The sequence below is a fragment of the Hyphomonas oceanitis genome (genome assembly GCF_036964545.1).
GTDB classification, from domain to species: Bacteria; Pseudomonadota; Alphaproteobacteria; order Caulobacterales; family Hyphomonadaceae; genus Hyphomonas; species Hyphomonas oceanitis.
Genome location: NZ_JBALTL010000001.1, coordinates 12,619 through 33,794, shown reverse-complemented (window position 1 = coordinate 33,794; position 21,176 = coordinate 12,619). Strand labels below are relative to the sequence as shown.

Below are 21,176 nucleotides of genomic sequence, written 5' to 3'. Positions count from 1 at the left end.
GACAGTCGAGGGCCAATGTGAGCCGAAGCGTTGCGGGTTGCAACCGCCTGAAACGCGACACTTCGCGCTGACATATATGGCCTGATGCGGGACCGCGACAAAACCCGCCTGCTGGGTTAGGGTTTGCGCATGCCTGATTCCGTTCGTCCCCAGCCGCAAATACGCAAACTGCCCCATGATGTGGTCAACCGCATCGCGGCGGGTGAAGTGGTCGAGCGACCCGCCGCCGCCGTCAAGGAACTGGCGGAGAATGCACTGGATGCGGGGGCGACCCGCATCAGCATTGCCATCGAGGATGGCGGCCTGAAGCGGATGACGATCGAGGACGATGGCTGTGGCATGTCATCGGATGACTTGCTGCTGGCGCTGGAGCGCCACGCGACCTCGAAACTGGTGCCGGGTGATGACGGCCGGGTGGACCTCTTGAACATCCACACGATGGGGTTTCGCGGCGAGGCACTGCCCTCGATTGCGTCGGTCAGCCGGATGACCATCACGTCACGCGCGACTGGTGAGGACGCTGCGGACGTGTTTGTCGAGGCTGGACGGATCGAGGGGCCAAGACCGGCGGCATTTACCGGGCGCGGCGATACCGGCACCCGCATTGAAGTGCGCGACCTGTTCCATGCGACGCCCGCGCGATTGAAATTCATGAAGGGCGAACGGTCCGAGACGATGGCCGTATCGGATGTGGTCAAGCGGCTCGCCATGGCGAACCCGACGGTCGCCTTCAGCCTTGAAAGCAATGGGCGCAGCCTGTTCCGACACGCGGCAGAACCAGAAGGCGAGGATGGCCAGCTGTCGCGCCTTGGCGCCATCATGGGACGGGACTTCCGTGACAACGCCGTGGCGATCGATGCGGAGCGGGAAGGCGTGCGGCTGACCGGCTTTGCAGGCCTGCCGACGCTCAATCGCGGCAATGCGCAGATGCAGTTCATGTTCGTCAACGGGCGTCCCGTGAAGGACCGGATGCTCAACGGCGTTATCCGCGCGGCCTACCAAGACTTCCTGGCGCGCGATCGCCACCCGATGGCGGCGCTGTTTGTCGAGCTGGACCCGGAATATGTCGACGTGAACGTGCACCCGGCAAAGACGGAAGTGCGCTTCCGCGATGCGGGCAATGTGCGGGGGCTGATGATTGGTGCGCTGCGGCACTCGCTGGCGGCGGCGGGGCACCGGGCCTCGACGACGGTGGCGGGCTTTGCGTTGGGCAAGGCGAAGGCCGAGGCGCCGATGCCGAGCGGGGCGCTGTTTGCGTCGCGTCCCGCCTATGGTGCGAATGACGGTTACGGCGCGGCGCGGCCTCCGGCGGATGCCTATCAGCCGGGCGTATTCGCGGAGCCGCCAAGACAGCCTTATGATGCTGAGAATGCACCGACGGCGCGCATAGAGCCGGTGCCAGCGCCTGCACAGGTGGATTTCCCACTCGGCGTGGCGCGGGCCCAGCTGCACGAGACCTATATCGTGTCGCAGACGGCGGATGGCATTGTGATTGTTGACCAGCATGCGGCGCATGAGCGCCTGGTCTATGAGGACATGAAGCGCCAGATGGCGGCGGGCGGCGTGAAGCGACAGGCGCTACTCATCCCTGACGTGGTGGAGCTGACCGAGGACGAGGCAGCGCGCGTGCTGGAGCGGGCGGGTGAGCTGGCCGAGCTGGGGCTCGAGATCGAGGCATTTGGGGCGGGCGCAGTGTGCGTGCGGGCGACGCCGGCGCTGTTCGGCGAGATGGACGCGATCGGCCTGATCCGCGACCTGGCGGATGATTTTGCAGAGTATGAAGCAGGGCTGGCGCTGAAGGAGCGGTTCGAGGAAGTCATGGGAAACATGGCCTGTCGCGGATCTGTGCGTGCGGGCCGGCGGCTGAATGGCGATGAGATGAACGCGCTGCTGCGGCAGATGGAGGCGACGCCCCATTCTGGCCAATGCAATCATGGTCGACCGACCTATGTCGAGCTGAAGCTCGCCGATGTAGAGCGCCTGTTCGGGCGGCGCTAGCGTCAGCTTTCAGCGCCGACGCGTTCACAGGCGGACACATCGTGAGCTGCGACATTCGCATGGAAATCGGCTTGCCTTCAGGGCGCATTTTCTGGGGCATTGACGTTGCGCAAGTGCCCTTTCGTGTGATTGCGCGCGGGGTAAATCCTGCCTAGTGTCCCGCCCATGAGCCGGGTTTCACAAGCGATCAGTATCAGTGACTTGCGCACGCTGGCGAAGCGTCGCCTGCCGCGCATGGTGTTTGATTATATCGATGGCGGGGCCGAGGATGAAGTGACCTTGCGGCATTCCGTCGACCGGTTTGCCGATTATGGCTGGCAATGGAATTCGCTGGTCGATAGTTCGCAAATCGATACCAGCACGACTGTGCTGGGCGAGACGATTGCCCAGCCGTTCTTCATTTCGCCCACCGCCGCCTCGCGCCTGTTCCACCCGCGCAAGGGAGAGCTGGCGGTGGCCGCAGCGGCGCAGAAAGCGGGTATTGCCTATTCGGTATCGACGCTTGGCAGCCAGACGCTGGAAGACATCGCGGCGGTGGCGCCCGACGTGCCGAAATTCATCCAGATCTATGTCTGGAAAGACCGGGGCATCGTGCGCGAGTTCATGGCACGTGCGAAGGCGGCGGGCTATACCGGATGTATACTGACGGTGGATGCGACGGTTGCCGGCCTGCGCGAACGCGACCCGCGTAACGGGTTCTCCATTCCGCCCAGCATCAATGTGAAAACGGCGACGCAGGCGATGGGGCGGCCCGGCTACCTGTTCGATATGTTCACTTCGGCGCCCATTGGGCCGGCCAATTTCGAAAGTGTCGATACGGGCGGGCGCGATGTGATGGCCGTGATCAACGACCTTTTCGACCGGACCATGTGCTGGAAAGACCTTGAATGGTTCGTCAATGAATGGGGCGGGCCGTTTGCCGTGAAAGGACTCAGCACGGCGGCGGATGCGCGCCGGGCAGTGGATAGCGGTGCAAGTGCCGTCTGGGTGTCGAACCATGGCGGGCGGCAGATTGATACATCCGTGCCAGTGATCGACCTGTTGCCGGAAATCCGCGCGGCGGTCGGTGCGGGTGTTGAGATTATTGCAGACGGCGGCGTGCGCCGGGGCGCGCATGTCCTGAAGCTGCTGGCGCGCGGGGCCAATAGCGTGGCGCTGGGACGCGCTTACCTCTACGGCCTGGCGGCCGGCGGCGAAGCCGGTGTGACGCGGGCGCTCGACATACTCGCAACCGATGTCACGCGCGGCCTGTCGCTGCTGGGTGTGCCGAAAGTGGCGGACCTGGACGGCACATTGCTGAGACTGTGCCGCCCCTGATGGGCCCTATGTGAGGAAGCCGAGATTTTTCTCGGTGAAGTTCGACAGGTTGGGCAAGGCGGCAGAGAGTTCGCCAGAGTCGAGCCCAAACCATGAACCGAGCGTTGCCGCATATTGCTCCACCGAAACTTTCGGGATGAGGCGGCCGTGCGTTGATGTGAACGTATCGGAGCCAAGATCCGGTGTGGGAATGTCACCATAAATTTTCCTGCCGGCGACAGAGCCGCCCGCAACGAAGTGGTGACCGCCCCAGCCATGGTCGGTGCCGTCGCCATTGTCGATCGTCGTGCGGCCGAATTCCGACATGGTGAACAGGGTGACATCGTTCCAGACGCCCTGGTTGATCATCTCTGTGCGGAAGGCGGAAACGGCCTCGGAAAGCTCGGTGTGTCGCGAAGGTATCTGACCGGCCTGTCCGCTGTGCGTGTCGAAATCACCCATGAAGACATAGAAGACCTGACGCTTTACGTTGAGGGCATCACGGATGCTGATGGTGCGTGCCACGCTGCTAAGCTGCTGGGCTGTGTAGCTCGCCGGGAACGTGGCCGTGAGCCCCGGCTTGCCGCTGAGGGCGGCGTCATAGGCATTGTTGTTGATGACCGCATTGCCGGACTGACTGATATAGTCGCGGGCATAGAGATTGTCTTCGGAGAAGCTGGCCTTGGCGACATAGTCGTCGAGCGCGCGCCGCGCGGCATCATACTTGGACTCGCCGCCGAGCGTGTAGATATCGTCGACAAGCTTGACCTGTTGCGCCCCGGCAAAAGAGGTTGTGAACTGACTAGCTTCGGTGCCCGAGAGGAACACGTCATTGGGGCCTGCCGAGACCATCGCATAGAGCGGGTTCATCGTGGAATCAGACCGGATGGCGGCATCGGCAAAGGCGCCGCCCCAGCCATACTGCGCGCCTTCCACACCAAGCGACATCCATGTGGATTGCTGGTCGTTGTGCGAGAAAAGGCGTGGCGGCAGGCTGAAGGTTGCCTTCTCGAGATCGGGGCGGGTCGTCGGTTGTATCAATGGGCCGACATTGCCGACGATGGCCATTTCGCCCGCTTCAAACATGGATTGGAAGCCTGCCAATTGCGACGGCAATCCATACTGGCGCGAGCCGAAATTGGCGGCGTTGGTTGGGTTGATGGGCAGGAGGTTGCTGCGGTCGCGAGAACCGCCCGGTCCATAGGCGCCGAACAAGCCAGGCCGGGCCTTGGCCAGCAGGTCGTAGGAGGCCACATCGCGCGGGAAGACTGTATCCGCATGATCCATGCCGCCTTTTAGAAAGATGCAGACAAGCGCCTTGTATCCGGACGTGCTGGCAGCAAAGGCCTTGCCGCTGGTCAGCGTGCTGAGGACGCCGGTGCCGGCAAGAAAGCCTGTCGCGGCTCCGGCCTGGAGAAAGTGGCGGCGATTCATTTTAGCCATTCTGGTTATCCCTGAATCTGGAGCTATCGCTGGATGGCGTAAGCGGATGAGGTGATCGTCATGAAGGCGGCGAGCTTGGCACGTTTCTCGCGGTCGGAATCAGACGCAACGGGTATGGAGGAGACGGCTTCGACAATGTCGGCCTTTGCTTCATCCGTCATCGTGTTGCCGGTGAGCAGGAGGTCGAGATAGTCGGTTAGCGCCTGAGCATCGTCGGCAATAGCGATTTCCGGGCTGTAATCCGGGATGAAATTGTCGGCAGGTCCGCTGGTGTCGAAGATGAACGCCGTCATGAAGTTCATGAAGCTGACGATTGAGCCCTGGTTCACCACCTGGAACTCCGGCGCGGTCAGTCCCTGTGCACCTGTCTCTGTTCCCGGGGCGACATAGCCGGGCCGGTAGAAGTTGAACACGGATGGAGACCGCATGGGCTGCTGGCCAAGGCCTGTGGATGGCGATGACGTATCATCGAGCATGCCTTCACGAGACGAATCTATGTTTCTGACATCAAAGGCGCGGGCCCAGTTGACGAACTTCAGGACAGGCTCGCGGATCTTGCCTTCGCTCTCATAATTGTTGGCGTCATTGACGCTCGGGTCGAGCAGGATGGCTGCCACTGTGGCTTCGAGGTCGCCGCGCTTGCCGGTGCCGAAGACGCGTCCGTTGAGGGCGGTGAACGTACCGGCGTCAAATACGTCCGCGACGCGTTTGACATATTCCGGGCTGGGCGAACTTGCGGTGAAGCGCTGGATCAGCTGGCGGGAGACGAAAGGCGCCGTGTTCGGATGCTCGAAGATCGTGTCGAGGGCAATCTTGATGCTCTCGTCGCCACCCGTGTTCGGAGGAATGACCACGCCAAGAAAACGCTTCTCTTCAGACGAATGCATGTAATCGAACATGACGAGTCGCTTGTACTGCGAGTTTGCGTCTTCCTGATAGAAATTGGGACCCGCCCAGCTCAGGCCAGTGAATACCTTGGCGAGCCCTTCGACATCATCATTGTCGAAGGTTTCGACCTGCTTGCCATTGACCAGTTTCGGTGTGCCATCCTGATTCAGCTCGACCACACCAATGCTGAAGAGTTGCATCACTTCGCGGGCATAGTTCTCGTCCGGCATGCGGCCCGTTGCCGGATCGCCCTTTTCGTTGCGCCAGTAGGTGAGGTAGCGCGACATGGCGCTGGAATAGGTCACTTCTTCAAGCAGGTCGCGGAAGTTGCCGAAGGCATTCTTCGACAGCACGTCCATGTAATAGGCAATTTGAGGCGTCGCATTATTGGCCGTGTCATCCGAGACGACGAACAATTGGGACAAGGCAAACAGCATGCGTGTGCGCAGCTGGTCGTTGCCGGCAATCATATTGTCCCAGAGCATGTCGCGATGCTTGTAGCCGTCGATATTCTCGCCACTATCCCGGCGAGCGAGCAGGGCGCTCAGGTAGAGCGACGCCGGCTTGTCGATCTCAGCCTGCAGCCAGTCTTCCGCATCGGTACCGACGAGCGACACGATGCTTGAAAAGTCGCCACCAAAGGTTGCCCGTCCCAGCCATTGCTGGGCCTCGACCCTGTTGTCGATCCGCGTGTCATATGTCCCGGTCGGCGTCGGGCCCGTGGTGGGCGGAGGAGGTGGCGATGGGGGGGGAGGTGGTGGCGGAGGAGGAGGGGGAGGCGGCGAGCCCGGCGTGGTGGGCGGGTTCGGCGTATCTATGCCGCCGCCCGTGCCACCGTCACTGCCACCACCGCCGCAGCTCGCGACGAGGCTCGCAAACACGAAGCTTGCGGCGACTGTCTGCACATATTTGCGCGACCGCTGTTTCATTGAAAATCCCTCTACACTTGCTCAACGTGTATTGCGGCTTCTCCGGCATTCGTGAACTGAAGGATTGGTTAGAATCCGCTGTCCCCATTGGGCTTTCGTGACATTCTGTCCATGCCCGGAGTTGAACTGATGGGCTCATTGCCTCATCCCCGACAAGAAGCGCAATAGTTAATGTCATCAAAATCTGAGGAATATCAGGGGGCCGCAGGCAAAGCCTCGAAATTGGTCGCCTAATGACTGCTGCAGCCATTGGGATTCGCACGGGCTCCCGCTCGCAACAAGGTAGAAACATTAATTATTTATAGGGTTGAAATTAAAGCAGTCTTGCGCGGATTTCAGGCTAGCTTTTCGGCTTTGGCGCGGGCTTCGACGCCTTGCTTTTTTCCGCCTTGCGTTGGTTCTTGCGCTCGCGTTTGAACGCGTCCGCCTTGCCCGATGCGACCCACCAGAAAATGCGCCACGCCTCGCCGAGCGTCATGTGCGGTGCCGGCGCGATCGTGCCGACCTTCTCTTTCGCCGCGATACGGGGGGCCTTTCGTTTGCGCGACCGGCGCTTTCCGACGGGCTCTGCGGGTTCGGGTGGCGACGTGATCGTCTCCACCTCCTCCGCATCCGTATATTCCACTTGGGCCGGCACATCGCCCTTCTCGAATTGCGGTTCGAGATTGTGCAGGAGATGTTCGTCCGAGAAGTCGATGGCCAGTTCGACCCAGAGGGGCAGGTGATCTGACATCTGCCAGGTCAGCCAGCGTTTGGAATAATAGTCCTTGTCCTTGGCGCGATCCTTGGGCGAGCCATCGCCATTGAGGTCGCGGTGGCGCGTCGGCAGCACCGGTGCGTAATGGTCATAGTGCTCAGGGGTGAACAGCGTCTTGGTGAAGTTGAAGACGCCGGCCGACAGAAACGTGACTTCATCCTTGCGCGTGCGGAATGCGATCTGATCGTAATACTTCGTGCCGAGAATGTTGGAAGGGAAGAGGTCTGGCGGCAGCTGGAACCCGGCCTTGGTCAGCGCCTGCATCGTCTCATCGACCGTGTTCTTGATATTGAAGTCGCCCAGTAGGATGAAGTTCTCGTTCTCGCGTTCGGCGCGGCCCGCCATCTCCTTGGCGATATATTCGATTTCCTTGACGCGGCGCTGGTAGCCTTCGCTCTCCTTGCCATCGTCACCAAAATAGATGTGCACGGTACAGAGGGAAAACTTGAACCAGCCAGCCTGGAACGACACCATGAAGGGCGTTCGAGCGAATTGCTGTTCGTCCGGCAACAATGCGTGCTTGGGCAGAACGATCTCGCCAGCGATGTTGCGGAAGCGCACCTTCCGGCTGTCATAGACGAAGGCCATGCGCTCACGGTTTCCGGAAGGGCCAACGGTCACGTCAGTGGCGATAAAGTCCCAGCCGGGGCCCATAAGGCGGATGACATCCTTGATGGGCGAGAGGTCTTCGTTGACTTCCTGGATGGCGCAGATGTCGAAGGCCGACAGGATTTCGGCAATGTAGAACAGGCTTTCGCGGCGGCGCGGGCCATGGCGGAACTTGTTATTGTCGAAGTCGCGCAGGTTCCAGGTGCCGATAATGATCGAGGCATCCTTGGTCTTGCGGGGCACGCCATCGGGCAGGGCAGACTTCAGCCGGGCGCGCAGATCAAGCAGGCGCCGGGATGTCCAGTCGCGCTCGGAGAGCGAAAATAGCCGTGTGTCCCGAAGGTCCGTATACCAGGCCATGCCCCGTCAGCTCCGCATTCTGCGCTGGTTAGCATCTCGTCAAGTTTGGTTACTGAAGGGTTAAACCGAGACGACCCGCCCCGGATTCATGATGCCGAGGGGGTCGATGGCGCGTTTGATGGCGCGCATGGTTTCGGTGGCAGCGAGGGGGCGCAGGTTGGCCAGTTCGTCGCGTTTGAGACGGCCAACGCCGTGTTCTGCGCTGATCGACCCGTCATGAGCCATCGTCTGGTCATAGATGATGCGTGTGACGGCAGGTGTGTGACCCTTGAGAACGGGGGCATTGGCGCCAGCGGGTTCGCAGACCGAATAGTGCAGGTTGCCGTCGCCGACATGGCCGAAGATGACGAATTCTGCGCTGGGCACGACTTCGAGGACGGCGGCATTGCAGCTCTCGATGAAAGCCGGGATGCGGCTGACGGGGACGGCGATGTCCTGGTTGATGGACGTGCCATAGGCGCGCTTGGACAGCGGGATCGTTTCGCGGATGTGCCAGAAGCTTTGCGCCTGCGCCTTGCTGGCGGCAACGACGCCGTCTTTCACGAGATCCTGTTCAAAGGCGGCTTCGAGGGCTTTCTCAAGCGCGTCGCGGGCGTGGGCTTCGTCCACCATGGAGACTTCCATGAGCACGCGCCATGGCAGATCGGACGGCAGCGGGTCGCGGGTGCCGGGCACATCTTCCAGTACCATGTCGATGGCACCGGACGGGATGATCTCGAAACTGGTGACCGTGTCGCCGGCATGCTGCCGCACGAGGGCGAGGAGGGAGATAACGTCTTCCGTGCTGGAGCAGCAGACCCAGGCGCTGGCGCGCTGGACCTGCGGGAAGAGCTTGAGCGTCGCGGCGGTGATCAGGCCAAGTGTGCCTTCGGCGCCGGCGAACAGGTGTTTGAGGTCATAGCCTGTATTGTTCTTGCGCAAGCCCGAGAGGCCATTCCAGACCTCGCCGGAGGGCAGGACCACTTCGAGCCCGAGGATCAGGTCGCGCATCATGCCATAGCGTAGCACGGCGACGCCGCCGGCATTGGTGGAGATCAGGCCGCCGATCGTGGCGGTGCCTTCCGAACCGAGGGAGAGGGGAAAGAGACGCCCTGCATCTTCGGCCGCCTGTTGCGCGGTGACGAGCGGCGCACCTGCTTCAATGACGAGGGAATTGTTGAAGGGGTCGACACTGCGCACGGCATGCATGCGCGTCATCGAGACAACAATCTCGCCATGTGGCGTGCCGGCATCGACGAGGCCCGTATTGCCGCCCTGCGGTGTGAGGGCGACGTGGTGGGCGGCGCAGAGCTTCACGAGCGCTGCGGCCTCCTCAGTGCTGGCGGGGCGGGCCAGGAAAGGCGTTTCGCCTGTAAAGGAGCCGCGCCACGGCGTTGCGACCTTGCCCAGCTGTTCGGGATCCTCGCTCCAGCCCTTTGGGCCGAGCAGGTCCTTGGCAGCGGCGAGGAAGGCGACGGGAGGTTTTGTCATGATGTGTGTTTTCGCATTTCTTCGGCGATGGCGATACCGCCCTGGTGGGTGGACAGGCCAGCGATCACACCCGCGCGCGGTTCTGCGGATTTGTTCTGGCCGAGCTTGGTTGTGCCTTCGAAGCGTTCAGGCGCGAGGGTGAAGGCGCGGATGCCACGCAGCATGGCCTCGAAACGTCCAGGCGTCATCTTGTGGCGCGTCCATTCGGGCTTGGGCGCGAGCGGGGTTTCATGGAGATGTGAGAGGTCGTCGAGCACCTGTGTTGCGCCTGCATCGTCCATCAGCGTGACGGGGCCCTCGGCCTCGACTGACAGGTAGTTCCAGGTAGGCACCTGATCGTCCATGCCATACCAGTCGGGCGAGATGTAGGCGTCAGGGCCCGTGAACACGATCAGGGCCCGGCTGCCGGACTGCAGCGCGGCGGTGACGGCATTATTGGCCGAGAGATGGAAGCGCAGGGCGACCTTGCCGTCTTCATGGTCGATCAGGACGGGGGCATGCGCAGCCATGACGCGGCCACCCTGTGTGGCGCAGACAAGGGCGAACGAATAGGCGCGGGCCCGCGCGACGAGCGTGGCGATATCGGTCTCGTGGAAGGAGCGGGCTGGGTGCATGCGTGTGACTTAGCAGGAGTGGTGTGACGGCGCGAGAGGATCAGTCGCGATGGGCAGCGCGGGCGAGGCGGTCATTGATGGCTTCGCCAAGGCCTGTGTGCGGAATGGGGGCGACGGCGATCCGCTCATAGCGCAGGTCGAAAGCGCGCAGCATGGCGAACAGGTTGGCGGCGGCCTCAGTCAGGTTGCCGGTGGGCGAGAGATTACCTTCAAGCGGGCAATGATCGCCAAAGCCGAGATAGCCCTCGCCGGACATGGGTGTTGCTGCATCAAGGCGGAGCGTGGCGCGGGGCGCATAGTGGCTCTTCAGTTGACCGGGCGCAGTGATGCCGGAAGCGTCGCCGGGGCGGGCCAGCGTGAGGCCAAGCACGGCCTCGATCTCGGCCGTTTCGAGGGCGCCCGCGCGGAGCAGAACGGGCGTCTCGCCGGTAAAGGCGACGATGGTGGACTCTATGCCGCGCTCGCACGGGCCGCCGTCGAGAATGTAGGCAACCTTGTCGGCGAGATCGCTGCGGACGTGCTCCGGCGTGGTCGGGCTGACATGGCCGGATCGGTTCGCTGAGGGGGCAACAAGCGGGCCGCCGAATGCATCAAGCAATGCTTGCGCCACCGGGTGGGCCGGACGGCGCAGGGCAATCGTATCGAGGCCGGAGCGGGCGAGGTCGCAGGTCCGGCCTGTCGCGGCGACAGGAAGGACCATGGTGAGCGGACCGGGCCAGAAAGCTTCCGCTGCCTTGCGCGCGAGGGGAGTGAACACGGCTTCGCGTTCGGCCATGGCCTGAGAGGCGACATGAGCAATCAGCGGGTTGAAGCGCGGGCGACCCTTGGCCTCGTAGAGGCCTGCCACCGCTTCCGGATTGGCCGCATCACAGGCCAGCCCGTAGACGGTCTCGGTCGGCATGGCGACGAGCCCGCCCGTCCGCAGCACATCTGCAGCACGGGCCAGCATTTCTGGCGTCGGGGTTACGATCTTCGCGGTCATGCGCGCGGCCATAGCATTGCGATGCGAGCGGCGGAACCTATTTGCGCGTTGCCTGACCGGTGACGGTCACCTTGACCGCATCCTTCACCCATTGGGCGTTCGGGTCTGACGTCTGGCCAAGATCGAGTTCCTTGCGGTCGAACGTCGCTTCGCCATTGAGCGTCGCCACATCGCCATTGATATCGAGCGTGAAGGCGAGCGGCGTGCTGACGCTGCGCTGTTTCAACTGCAACGTGGCGGTCGCTGTATAGCCCGTATCTGTTTTGGCAAAGTCGGACAGGCGAACCGTGGCGGCAGGATAGGTCTTGACGTCAAACCATTCCGGGGCGCGCAGGCTGTCATTATAGAGCTTCTTGGGCGTCGTCGCCGTTCCTGTCTGGATCGTGACCAGCACGGCCGAGTTGGCCAGATCGTCGGGATAGAAGGCAACATCCGCCGTCCAGTCCTTGAACGTGCCGGTGAAGTCATTGCCGTCATGTACGCCCGAGAAACTGATTTCGGAGACATCATAGTCGACAACCCAGTTCGCCTCGATGGCGGCAGGCGCTGCAGCTTGCGCTTCACCTTCCGGCGCAGGTGGCATCGGCGCAACAGCGCCCGCAGACTGGCCGATGACCGGCACAGCGGCAATCAGCGCGAACAGCAGCGTGGAGCCACCCAGAGCAACAAGGAAACCGCGCGCTGGCGGTTTCGGCGGCGCGGTGCTGCCGAACAGGCCGGGGATCATGCGTTTGAGAACGCCTTCCTCGCCGGAGAATTCATGCTTGATGGCGCCAGCCACATGCAGGACCAGCAGGCCGATGATGACCCAGGCGCCTTTGGAATGAAGCGTTTCGAGAACGGCGTGGACGATTTCGTTTCCGCGCAGGCCATTCAGGAAAGGCAGGTTGGGCCAGCTGACCGTGCCGAAGAGAACGGTCGGAACCTGGAATTTCGAGGTCGAGACCAGGGCCCAGCCGAGCAGGGGCATGGCGATTATCAGGACATAGAGGCCCATGTGAACATAGTGCGATGCCGTCTTCTCGAGTGGCTTCATGTCCGCCGGGAGGGGCGGCGGCGGATTCATCACGCGCCATGCCACACGCGCAACGGAGAGGATGAGGATCGAGATGCCGATCGACTTGTGCAGTTGGTAGCGCGCCTCGTTGTCTTCCATGTTCCAGCCGAGCCAGATCATGAAGAGGATGAGTATCGCGATCGCCCAGTGAAGGGCGATCGCGACGGCTGTGTAACGTGATGTATGTGTAGCGGACATGAAGTCGGGTTGTTCCTTATTCGGCCGGAGCGCCGACTTCGGCGAACTCGGCTTCGATGACGATTTCGACTTCGTCGCCGACATAAGGCGTGCCAGCCGACAGGCCGAATTCCGAGCGTGTCAGTGTGCCCGTGGCGGAGAAGCCGATATGGTCTTCTTCAGGCGCCCAAGGGAAGTTGGCGACGCCGTTGTACTTCACGTCGAGTGTCACGGGCTTGGTCACGCCGAGGAAGGTCAGGTCGCCGGTCACGGTGCCGGTGTCAGGGCCTGTTGTGGTGATATCGGTGGACTTGAACGTGATCTCCGGGAACGCGCCGGCATTGTAATAGTCAGGGCTCTGGCTGAGTTCTTCGTCGAACGAGTTGTACGGGCTGTCGGGGTGACCGGCCTTGAAGTCGCCAGGGTAATCGGTTTCGACAGATGTCGGGTCGATCGTGGCGGTCAGCGACGTGGCAGACGCATCATCGGAATTGAAATCCAGCGTGGCGTCAAAATTCGTGAAGCGGGCTGTGTAGTTCGACAGACCCATGTGCTTCACGCGCCAGGTCAGAGATGCGTGTGTGGGGTCGAGCTTGTAGGTGGCTGTTTTGCCGTATTTCACTTCGGCAGCGGGTGCCTCGGCTGGTGCAGCGGTTGGTGTCGCTTCGACGGGAGCGGCGGCAGGTGTTTCAGCCGTTTCGGCTGGGGTCGAGGCTGGGCCGCTGCACGCAACGAGCGCGATGGCGGATACGGAGGCTAGAAAAAGGCGCATGGGGATAACTCCTGATGGCTGAAAATTGCAGAACGGTAATTCTGGACTGCACTTGGACCTTGGCCGTAGGCGCGGTAACTGCTTATCGCGAATAACATCTATTCACAATCCGGAGACACCCCAGATGGCCTATGATGCGCCTCTCGACGAAATGGCTTTCACCCTTGAAGCTGTTGCAGGCTTGAAGCGCCTAGAGGGCCTTGCCGGGCTGGAGGCCTATGACCCGGAACTGCTTGCGCCAATCCTGGACGAAGCAGCCAAACTCGCGCGCGACGTGCTGGCACCGCTGAACCAGACCGGCGATTCGCAAGGCGCGACGCTTACAGAGGACGGTGTGAAGGCTGCGCCGGGCTTTGCCGAGGCTTATGCCGCCTTCCGCGATGGTGGCTGGATGGGCTTGACCGCGCCGGAAGAGTGGGGCGGCCAAGGCCTGCCGAAAGCCCTGTCGCTGGCGGTGATGGAAATGTTTCATGCGGCCAATATGGCGTTCGGCCTCTGCCCTCTGTTGAGCTTTGGCGCAATCGAGGCACTACTGGCGCACGGCACGGATGAGCTGAAGGCAGCCTATTTGCCGAATCTCGTGTCCGGCACATGGACCGGCACGATGAACCTGACCGAGCCACAGGCGGGCAGCGATGTCGGCGCGCTGAAGACGAAGGCCGTGCCGCAGGAAGACGGCAGCTATGCGATCAGCGGCCAGAAAATCTACATCACCTGGGGCGACCATGATGTGGCGGAGAATATCGTGCACCTCGTGCTGGCACGCCTGCCGGATGCGCCGGCGGGTTCACGCGGTGTGTCGCTGTTCCTGGTGCCGAAATTCCTGCTCAAGGAGGATGGCACGCCGGGCGCGCGCAACGGCGCCAAGTGTATCGGCCTTGAGAAGAAGATGGGCATCCACGCTTCGCCAACCTGCGTGATGGAATATGACAATGCCAAGGGCTGGCTGATCGGCGAGCCGAACAAGGGCCTCGCCTGCATGTTCACGATGATGAACGCAGCGCGCCTGAATGTCGGCCTGCAGGGCGTTGCTGTCGGCGAAGCGGCCTACCAGACGGCCTTTGCCTACGCGCAGGAGCGCAAGCAGGGCATGATCAAGGGCGTCGATGGCCCGGTGCCGATCTTGCACCATGCCGATGTGCGCCGCACGCTGACCACGATGCGGGCCCGCGTCGCTGCGGCGCGCTCCATCTGTTATGCCTGTGCCGTGGCGGCCGACCTTGCCGAGGCAGCGCCAGACGCGGAAACGCGCCAGGCTGCCAAGCTGCGCGAAGACCTGCTGACACCGATTGCGAAGGCGTGGTCGTCCGACATGGGCGTCGAAGTGGCGAGCATGGGCGTGCAGGTGCATGGCGGCATGGGCTTCATGAATGAGACGCTGGCGGCGCAGCTTTACCGCGATGCGCGGATTGCGCCGATCTATGAAGGCACGAACGGCATTCAGGCGATCGATCTTGTCGGGCGCAAGCTGAGCGGGACGAATGGCGAGTCGATGCGGGTGATGCTGGGCGAGGTCGAAGCTTCGGCGGCAGCGGCGCGGGCGACGAATGACCCGCAACTGGTCCAGATCGCTGACAGGCTGAAAGCGGGCGCCGATGCACTGCGCACCGCCAGTGACTGGATGCTGGAGCAGATGAAAAGCCGCAATCAGGACAAGGCGCTGGCCGGGGCGACGGCCTATCTGGAACTCGCAGGGGACGTGATAGGCGGACATTTCCTGACCAAGGCGGCCGTGGCAGCCCGCACCAGCGACGGCGCCGCGCGGGCGCGCCGGCTGGCATTGGCAGGCTTCTTCGCCGAGACGGCCTTGGCCGCAGCGCCGGGCAAGGTGGCCAGCATTACTGAAGGCGGCAGCCGGTTCCTCGAGAATAGCGAAGCGCTGTTCGGGGTCTGATGCCGGCTCAGGCCTTCAGTTTCGGCAGGACAGCAAGGCAGAGCAGCGAGCCGCACGATACGGCGGCGGCAATCGCGGCGAGCGGCGTAATGCCGAGCGTCACGAAGGGCGCCGCAGCGGCGGTGCCAATGGCGGTCGTCATCAGGATTGCCAGAAGGACAAGCGCGGCGCCACGGGCGTCATCGCCGCCGGATGCAACAATCGCGCGGTAGAATCCGGGCGGCCCCCGAAAGCCGAGCCCGGCGTTGACGGGCGCAAACAGGATGGCGAGCGCGATTGGGCCGCTGCCGCCGAGCAGGCCATAGACCAGCAGTGATACAACGCCCGCTGCCGATAGGGCCGTGCCGAACCAGATCATTGGTTCAGCGCCGAACCTGTCGACGAGGCGACCGGAAAGGTTTGAGGCGATGATGAAGACCGCAATGCCTGCGACCTGCATGATGATGAAATCATTCAGCGTGCCGCCGAGGCCTTTCGTGATCATGGCCGGTGCCCCGAACACAAAGATGAGCAGGCCGCCGAGCGTGAAGGCCTGGCTGAGAGCATAGCGCAGGAACACGGGGTTCAGCGCGAGGCGGAGATAGCCGCCAGCCCCGCGCGTCGGGTCTGGCGCGGGCAGGCGGTGACGCAGGACGCCGACCAAAGCTGCGACGACGACGCTGAGGACGCCGATCACGATGAACGAGCTTTTCCAGCCAAAGGCGACGAGCAGCCAGACGCCGACCACCGGCGCGAGCGCCGGGACGAGGGATTCGACGCTGCCCATGAAGCCGAGGGCCCGGACGGCGCGCGCCTCGCTGAACATGGCGCGGATCATGCCCGGCGCGAAGACTGCTGCGGCCGAGCCTGTGAGCCCTTGAAGGAAGCGCAAGCCCACCAGAACGGTCAGGGAATGGGCAAGGATGCACCCCAGCGAGATCAGGGCGTAGGCCATGAAAGACCAGACAAGGAGGTTTCTCTGGTCGAAATGCGCACCGAGTTCGCCGTAAAGGATGAGCCCGACGCAGCCGCCCGCCACGAAAGCGGCCAGCACCAGCTGGGCCATGGCCTGGCTGCCGCCGAGCGTCTCCGGAAGCGTAGGGATTGCAGGCAGGATAAGGTCTGTTCCCGCAATGCCGAGCGTCGTGCCCAGAATGAGCAGCGCAAACGCCAAGGCAGGCGCGGACAGGGGGGCGGGCGTTTGAGACATGGGAGCGGGCATATGGCCGGAATCGCCCAGCGTGTCGACATCAGGTTGCGAGGGGCCGGGCCTGCCTATATGACGGGCGAAACCGCCGCAGGAGGCATCATTCGGCCATGGCGTGGACCAAGACATATTCCGGCAGTGAGCCGATGCGCGTCAACAAGTGGCTGGCGACCGAGGGCGTATGCTCGCGGCGCGAGGCCGATGCGCTGATCGAGAAGGGCCTCGTCAAGATCAATGGCGAAGTGCTGACCGAGGCTGGCTACAAGATCGAGGATGGGCAGACGCTCAGCCTGACCGAGAAGGCGGCGCGGCGGCTGGATAACCAGCTGTCGCTGATGTTCCACAAGCCGATCGGCATTGTGTCGGGCACGCCGGAGCCGGGCGAGATACCCGCCGTGCGCCTGATCAACGAGGAAAGCCTGTCGGGCCGGGCGCATGCCATTCCGGGCCGAAACAACAAGCTGGCACCATTGGGACGGCTGGACAAGGATTCGCGCGGCCTGCTGATCATGTCCGAAGATGGCGTGCTGGCGAAGGCGCTGATCGGTCCGGAAAGCAAGCTGGAGAAGGAATACCACGTCAAAGTGCGCGGCGACGTGACGGAGGAAAAGCTGAAGCTGTTGCGCCACGGGTTGGAGCTGGATGGACGCCAATTGCGACCGGCAGCGGTCACGGTCATCAAGGGCAATGAGCTGAAATTCCTGCTACGCGAGGGCCGTAATCGGCAAATCCGACGGATGTGCGACCTGGTGGACCTGCGCGTGCTGGACCTTATGCGGGTGCGGATCGGGCCGCTATCGCTAGCGGGGCTACCGGAGGGCAAGTGGCGCCCGATCAGTGCGCGGGAACGCGATGAGCTGCTGCGCTGGGAAGCCAAGGGCTTTTCGGCTGAGCCGACGGCGCCCGTGATCGCTGAACCGGTGCGGCGCCCGGCGCCGGCTGGCAAGCGACCACCTGCCGGGGGCGAACGCCCGCCCGCCGCTGGCAAGAAACCATTGGGCAAGCCCCGCAGCGACGCGCCGCCATCGTCCAAGCCGAAGCCCAATGAGCCGAAGTTCAAGCGGACGAAACTAACGCCTCGCAAACGGACGCCGATAAAATGAGAGACCTCGTCATCGTGATGGGTGTCGCAGGCAGCGGCAAGACCACGGTGGGCGCCGGACTGGCAGAGGCGGCGGGTTGGCCTTTCGTCGAGGCCGATGCGTTTCACCCTGATGCCAATCGCAAGAAGATGGCGTCGGGGACACCGCTGACTGATGAAGACCGCGCTGGCTGGATCAGCGCTATCACTGCGCATGTGGCGCAGAGCGACGCGCCGCGCATGGTGCTGGCCTGTTCAGCGCTGACGCGGTTCGTGCAGGCGCGCCTGGTGCGCGATAGCGGGCGTGTATGCCGCTTTGTCTGGCTGGATGTGCCAGCGGACGCCTTGCGGGCGCGCATGGCGTCGCGGGCAGGGCATTTCATGCCGGTGAGCCTGCTGGATAGCCAGCTGGCGGCGCTGGATGTGCCTGATAGCGCAGAGCGGATAAATGCCATGCGCCCGGTGAGCGAGCTGGTTCAGATGCTACAGGAAGCCTTGCCGTCGCCTGACCCAGCGTGATGGCTCGACGCATGGCAAGCTTGGCATATGCTGGGTCATGGACGGATTTCAGACAAAAACACCGAAGCGGCCCAATCTCGACTATCCGCACGGCGATGTGCGGCCCGAGCTGGCCGAAGCGATTGAGGTTGCGCCGGGGATTGAATGGGTCAGCATGCCGCTGCCTTTCTCCCTCAAGTTCATCAATCTCTGGCTGATTGATGACGGTGACAGCTGGACGATTGTCGACACAGGCATGCCGCTGAAGGAAACGCGCGAGGCGTGGAAAGCGCTGCTTGATGCACGGGTAACGCCGGAGAAGCCGCTGAAGCGTGTGATGGTAACCCATATGCACCCGGACCATGTCGGTTGTGCGGGCTGGCTCTGCTATAAATACGGCGCCGAGCTGTGGATGAGCCGGCTGGAATATACGACGTGCCGCATGCTGGTGTCGGACACGGGGCGCGAGGCACCGCAGGCGGGAATCGACTTCTATCGCCGGGCGGGCTGGAACGATGCCCAGATTGACAATTACAAGGAGCGGTTCGGCGGCTTTGGCCGCGGTGTCAGCCAGATGCCTGATTCCTTTCGCAGGCTGGCGGATGGCGACACGTTGCAGATGGCCGGCGAGACGTGGGAAGTGGTCATGGGAAATGGCCACTCACCGGAGCATTCGTGTCTGTATTGCCCGGCGCTGAACGTGGTGATCTCGGGCGACCAGCTGCTGCCGCGCATATCGTCCAATGTGTCGGTGCACCCGACAGAGCCGGAGGCCGATCCGCTGCTGGACTGGATGATGAGCTGCGAGAAGCTGCTGGCGCACTTGCCGGAGAATGTGCTGGTTCTGCCCGCGCACAATGAGCCTTTCCGGGGCGCGCATGCGCGGTTGCGCCACTTGATTGACGGGCATGAGACGGCGCTCTCGCGCCTTAAGGGCCGGATGCAGAAGGGGGCCCTGACCGTGATGGACACGTTCACGAGTCTTTTCGGCCGGGCCATACAGCCTGACGAAGTCGGCATGGCGAGCGGCGAGGCCATTGCCCACCTGAACTGCATGATTCATCGCGGCGAAGTTGTCCGGATTGCTGGCGAAGACGGCGTTGATCGCTACGCCCTGGCCTGACACCTGCTGCTGAAGCCCTTGTCATGACGGGCAATTTGCAGTGCCGGAACAGTTTACACCTTCGCAAGAGAAGCGTGTTTCGTCTAAGTAGATTCCTGAGAGACACAGATCAGGTGAGGCCTCAATGGCAGACGACGGCGAAAAGGCCCACTCCGTGGATGAGGACGAATCCCTAACTTTCGGCCAGAAGGTTAAGCGGGAACTCCACGAATGGGCGGTCACGCTCGCAGTCTTCATTCCGGTCTTCATGATTTTCTCGGGCCTGCTGTATGAGCAACGGGTTATCCCGTCCGAGAGCATGGTGCCGACGCTGCAGGTCAGTGACCGCGTGGCCGTGTCCAAGTTTGCCTATGGCTATGACCGGTACTCATTGCCGTTCAGCCTTGGCCGTTACCTGCCTATTCCAGAGGGGCGGATTTTTGCCCGTACGCCCAAACGCGGCGATGTCGTGGTGTTCGAACACCCGCATACGGCGCGTGTGATGATAAAGCGCGTGATCGGCCTGCCGGGCGATCGGATCCAGATGATCGGCGAGACCGTCTACATCAACGGCAATCCCATCGACAGCGAGTTTATTCGCACTGTGCGCTATGTGCCCCATGGACGGAGCCGTGCCGTGACCGCGTATGAATGGCGCGAGACGGCGGAAGATGGAACGTCCTGGCTGACGCACCGTCAGGAAAAGGGTGATCGGGGCGACAATACGGTCCTGTTCGTTGTTCCGGAGGGGCACCTGTTCCTGATGGGCGACAACCGGGACAATTCGCTCGATAGCCGGTTCCTGTCGGGCCATTGTCCACCGATTGATGGCGTAGTGGACCGTGTTGGCTGTCCGCTCAGCGTTGAATCTGACCAGGCATCCGTTGGTTTCGTGCCGATGGACCACTTGGTCGGACGGACCGAAACGGTGATCATGTCGCTTTATCGCTGCAAGTTCGAAGACAGCGAGCCTTGCAAGAAACGCGTGTGGCGCGGGCTGTAGGCTTGTATTCATCAACAGGTTGCCGCGCGAGCGGGCGATTGACGCCTTGCCGCATGCCGCCAACACCGCTAGTGGCAATTCCTAGACCGGGCTCGCGGGGCCCTGAGCAGGTTTGAAGACAGGCTGATTGGCGATGCCAGATACGACATCGACAGAAACCCGGCGCGGCCCGATCGTGGTCTCGCGCCATGGCCGGCCACAGCTTGACCGGACAGCTGGCCCGCGTCTTGGATGGCGCGATTACAAGGATTGGTGGGCTCGCTACGAGGAAAGCCCTCTGCGCGACGACCAGAATGCGCCGGAAGTCCTGAAAGGCCTTGTTGCCGATTCCACACTCGTGTTTGCATCGGCGCGTATCCGGGCACAGCAGACGGCTGAACGCGCGGCGCCTCATATGACGGCTGTGCATGACCCGGTTTTCAATGAGGCGCCATTGCCGCCGCCGCGCCTTGTGGGCGTGAAATACCTTCCCAAGACATGGAATATCCTTGCGCGCGCAGCCTGGCTGAGCGGCCATGCGCTGGATGGCGAGAGCGTTTCGGAAGCGCGTGTGCGGGCGGCTGAAGCCGCCGCGAAACTGCATGCCGCGTCTGAAGGGCAAAAAGTCTACCTGGCCGCGCATGGCTGGTTCAATCGCATGCTGCGGCCGGAGTTGAAGAAGCTCGGCTGGCGCTGTGTGCATGATGGCGGTGACAGTTACTGGAGCCATCGCATCTACGAATACACCGGCAAGTAACCGCTTAGGTGGTTGTGGAGCCCATGTGAGCGCTCTAGAGTCACCCAATATGACCAACGGGCAGAACACTATGGCTGATGCAAAAGACAAATCCGTCGAGAAGATGAGCTTTGAGGACGCACTCGCCGAGCTGGAAGGCATCGTCAAACAGCTGGAAGCCGGTGAAGTCGAGCTGGAAAAATCCATCGCTATTTATGAGCGCGGTGCGGCGCTGAAGGCGCATTGCGAATCTCGCCTCAAATCAGCCGAGCTGAAAGTGGAGCAGATCGTCCAGGGCGCAGGCGGCGTTACGACCGAGCCTGCAAGCTTTGACTAGGGCCGATG

Annotated in this window: 18 protein-coding genes; 9 read left to right on the top strand and 9 right to left on the bottom strand. The window is 62.4% G+C overall.

Features of this window, described 5'->3' with window-relative positions; translation table 11 throughout:
• Positions 1-129: 129 nt before the first annotated feature.
• A complete protein-coding gene (gene mutL / locus V7651_RS00150) occupies positions 130-1,998 on the top strand; it encodes a DNA mismatch repair endonuclease MutL (RefSeq protein WP_335611801.1) in 1,869 nt (622 codons plus the stop codon).
• A gap of 165 nt (positions 1,999-2,163) precedes the next feature.
• A complete protein-coding gene (locus tag V7651_RS00145; protein WP_335611800.1) occupies positions 2,164-3,315 on the top strand; it encodes an alpha-hydroxy acid oxidase in 1,152 nt (383 codons plus the stop codon).
• 6 nt (positions 3,316-3,321) lie between these two features.
• Here V7651_RS00145 and V7651_RS00140 read toward each other — a convergent pair whose 3' ends face one another.
• The 8 genes from V7651_RS00140 to V7651_RS00105 form a co-directional block, all read right to left on the bottom strand.
• The gene (locus V7651_RS00140; protein WP_335611799.1) at positions 3,322-4,737 is read right to left on the bottom strand and encodes a DUF1501 domain-containing protein; all 1,416 of its coding nucleotides are present in this window, start codon (positions 4,735-4,737) and stop codon (positions 3,322-3,324) included.
• A gap of 23 nt (positions 4,738-4,760) precedes the next feature.
• Positions 4,761-6,554, bottom strand: a complete 1,794-nt coding sequence (locus V7651_RS00135; RefSeq protein ID WP_335611798.1) for a DUF1800 domain-containing protein — start codon at positions 6,552-6,554, stop codon at positions 4,761-4,763.
• A 340-nt stretch (positions 6,555-6,894) separates the two neighbouring features.
• Positions 6,895-8,280, bottom strand: a complete 1,386-nt coding sequence (locus tag V7651_RS00130; protein ID WP_335611797.1) for an endonuclease/exonuclease/phosphatase family protein — start codon at positions 8,278-8,280, stop codon at positions 6,895-6,897.
• Positions 8,281-8,340: 60 nt separating this feature from the next.
• Entirely contained in the window at positions 8,341-9,750 is a 1,410-nt protein-coding gene (locus tag V7651_RS00125) for an FAD-binding oxidoreductase (protein WP_335611796.1), read from the bottom strand.
• Complete coding sequence (locus V7651_RS00120; RefSeq protein ID WP_335611795.1) at positions 9,747-10,364, bottom strand: FMN-binding negative transcriptional regulator; 618 nt, start codon at positions 10,362-10,364, stop codon at positions 9,747-9,749. Before V7651_RS00120 ends, V7651_RS00125 begins: the two co-directional genes overlap by 4 nt.
• 40 nt (positions 10,365-10,404) lie before the next feature.
• A complete protein-coding gene (locus V7651_RS00115; RefSeq protein WP_335611794.1) occupies positions 10,405-11,346 on the bottom strand; it encodes an L-threonylcarbamoyladenylate synthase in 942 nt (313 codons plus the stop codon).
• A gap of 37 nt (positions 11,347-11,383) precedes the next feature.
• A complete protein-coding gene (locus V7651_RS00110; RefSeq protein WP_335611793.1) occupies positions 11,384-12,601 on the bottom strand; it encodes a cytochrome b/b6 domain-containing protein in 1,218 nt (405 codons plus the stop codon).
• A 16-nt stretch (positions 12,602-12,617) separates the two neighbouring features.
• Entirely contained in the window at positions 12,618-13,352 is a 735-nt protein-coding gene (locus tag V7651_RS00105; RefSeq protein WP_035535917.1) for a YceI family protein, read from the bottom strand.
• 124 nt (positions 13,353-13,476) lie between these two features.
• Here V7651_RS00105 and V7651_RS00100 point away from each other — a divergent pair, with 124 nt between their 5' ends.
• Positions 13,477-15,246 carry an acyl-CoA dehydrogenase gene (locus V7651_RS00100; RefSeq protein ID WP_335611792.1) on the top strand — a complete coding sequence of 590 codons (1,770 nt, stop codon included), beginning with the start codon at positions 13,477-13,479 and terminating at the stop codon, positions 15,244-15,246.
• Positions 15,247-15,253: 7 nt separating this feature from the next.
• Here V7651_RS00100 and V7651_RS00095 read toward each other — a convergent pair whose 3' ends face one another.
• Positions 15,254-16,435, bottom strand: a complete 1,182-nt coding sequence (locus V7651_RS00095) for an MFS transporter (RefSeq protein WP_335611791.1) — start codon at positions 16,433-16,435, stop codon at positions 15,254-15,256.
• Between the two features lie 107 nt (positions 16,436-16,542).
• Here V7651_RS00095 and V7651_RS00090 point away from each other — a divergent pair, with 107 nt between their 5' ends.
• From V7651_RS00090 to V7651_RS00065, 6 genes are all read left to right on the top strand, one after another.
• Positions 16,543-17,535 (top strand): pseudouridine synthase, encoded by a 993-nt coding sequence (locus V7651_RS00090; protein WP_335611790.1) that lies wholly within the window; start codon positions 16,543-16,545, stop codon positions 17,533-17,535.
• The gene (locus V7651_RS00085) at positions 17,532-18,032 is read left to right on the top strand and encodes a gluconokinase (RefSeq protein ID WP_335611789.1); all 501 of its coding nucleotides are present in this window, start codon (positions 17,532-17,534) and stop codon (positions 18,030-18,032) included. The genes V7651_RS00090 and V7651_RS00085 overlap by 4 nt, the downstream gene beginning before the upstream one ends.
• Positions 18,033-18,069: 37 nt before the next feature.
• Positions 18,070-19,134: an MBL fold metallo-hydrolase gene (locus V7651_RS00080; protein ID WP_335611788.1), complete on the top strand. Its 1,065-nt coding sequence runs from the start codon at positions 18,070-18,072 to the stop codon at positions 19,132-19,134.
• A gap of 124 nt (positions 19,135-19,258) precedes the next feature.
• Positions 19,259-20,116 carry a signal peptidase I gene (lepB, locus tag V7651_RS00075; RefSeq protein WP_335611787.1) on the top strand — a complete coding sequence of 286 codons (858 nt, stop codon included), beginning with the start codon at positions 19,259-19,261 and terminating at the stop codon, positions 20,114-20,116.
• 133 nt (positions 20,117-20,249) lie between these two features.
• Positions 20,250-20,852, top strand: a complete 603-nt coding sequence (locus V7651_RS00070) for a histidine phosphatase family protein (RefSeq protein ID WP_335611786.1) — start codon at positions 20,250-20,252, stop codon at positions 20,850-20,852.
• Positions 20,853-20,922: 70 nt separating this feature from the next.
• Positions 20,923-21,168, top strand: a complete 246-nt coding sequence (locus V7651_RS00065; RefSeq protein ID WP_156950366.1) for an exodeoxyribonuclease VII small subunit — start codon at positions 20,923-20,925, stop codon at positions 21,166-21,168.
• The last annotated feature ends 8 nt before the right edge of the window (positions 21,169-21,176 follow it).

Bases quoted from the DNA above. Each gene is read 5' to 3' on its own strand.
- V7651_RS00100 (WP_335611792.1), top strand. From the start codon at position 13,477: ATGGCCTATGATGCGCCTCTCGACGAAATGGCTTTCACCCTTGAAGCT.
- V7651_RS00125 (WP_335611796.1), bottom strand. From the start codon at position 9,750: ATGACAAAACCTCCCGTCGCCTTCCTCGCCGCTGCCAAGGACCTGCTC.
- V7651_RS00135 (WP_335611798.1), bottom strand. From the start codon at position 6,554: ATGAAACAGCGGTCGCGCAAATATGTGCAGACAGTCGCCGCAAGCTTC.
- mutL (WP_335611801.1), top strand. From the start codon at position 130: ATGCCTGATTCCGTTCGTCCCCAGCCGCAAATACGCAAACTGCCCCAT.
- V7651_RS00095 (WP_335611791.1), bottom strand. From the start codon at position 16,435: ATGTCTCAAACGCCCGCCCCCCTGTCCGCGCCTGCCTTGGCGTTTGCG.
- V7651_RS00130 (WP_335611797.1), bottom strand. From the start codon at position 8,280: ATGGCCTGGTATACGGACCTTCGGGACACACGGCTATTTTCGCTCTCC.
- lepB (WP_335611787.1), top strand. From the start codon at position 19,259: ATGGCAGACGACGGCGAAAAGGCCCACTCCGTGGATGAGGACGAATCC.
- V7651_RS00110 (WP_335611793.1), bottom strand. From the start codon at position 12,601: ATGTCCGCTACACATACATCACGTTACACAGCCGTCGCGATCGCCCTT.
- V7651_RS00140 (WP_335611799.1), bottom strand. From the start codon at position 4,737: ATGGCTAAAATGAATCGCCGCCACTTTCTCCAGGCCGGAGCCGCGACA.
- V7651_RS00085 (WP_335611789.1), top strand. From the start codon at position 17,532: ATGAGAGACCTCGTCATCGTGATGGGTGTCGCAGGCAGCGGCAAGACC.
- V7651_RS00115 (WP_335611794.1), bottom strand. From the start codon at position 11,346: ATGACCGCGAAGATCGTAACCCCGACGCCAGAAATGCTGGCCCGTGCT.
- V7651_RS00090 (WP_335611790.1), top strand. From the start codon at position 16,543: ATGGCGTGGACCAAGACATATTCCGGCAGTGAGCCGATGCGCGTCAAC.
- V7651_RS00065 (WP_156950366.1), top strand. From the start codon at position 20,923: ATGGCTGATGCAAAAGACAAATCCGTCGAGAAGATGAGCTTTGAGGAC.
- V7651_RS00080 (WP_335611788.1), top strand. From the start codon at position 18,070: ATGGACGGATTTCAGACAAAAACACCGAAGCGGCCCAATCTCGACTAT.
- V7651_RS00105 (WP_035535917.1), bottom strand. From the start codon at position 13,352: ATGCGCCTTTTTCTAGCCTCCGTATCCGCCATCGCGCTCGTTGCGTGC.
- V7651_RS00070 (WP_335611786.1), top strand. From the start codon at position 20,250: ATGCCAGATACGACATCGACAGAAACCCGGCGCGGCCCGATCGTGGTC.
- V7651_RS00120 (WP_335611795.1), bottom strand. From the start codon at position 10,364: ATGCACCCAGCCCGCTCCTTCCACGAGACCGATATCGCCACGCTCGTC.
- V7651_RS00145 (WP_335611800.1), top strand. From the start codon at position 2,164: ATGAGCCGGGTTTCACAAGCGATCAGTATCAGTGACTTGCGCACGCTG.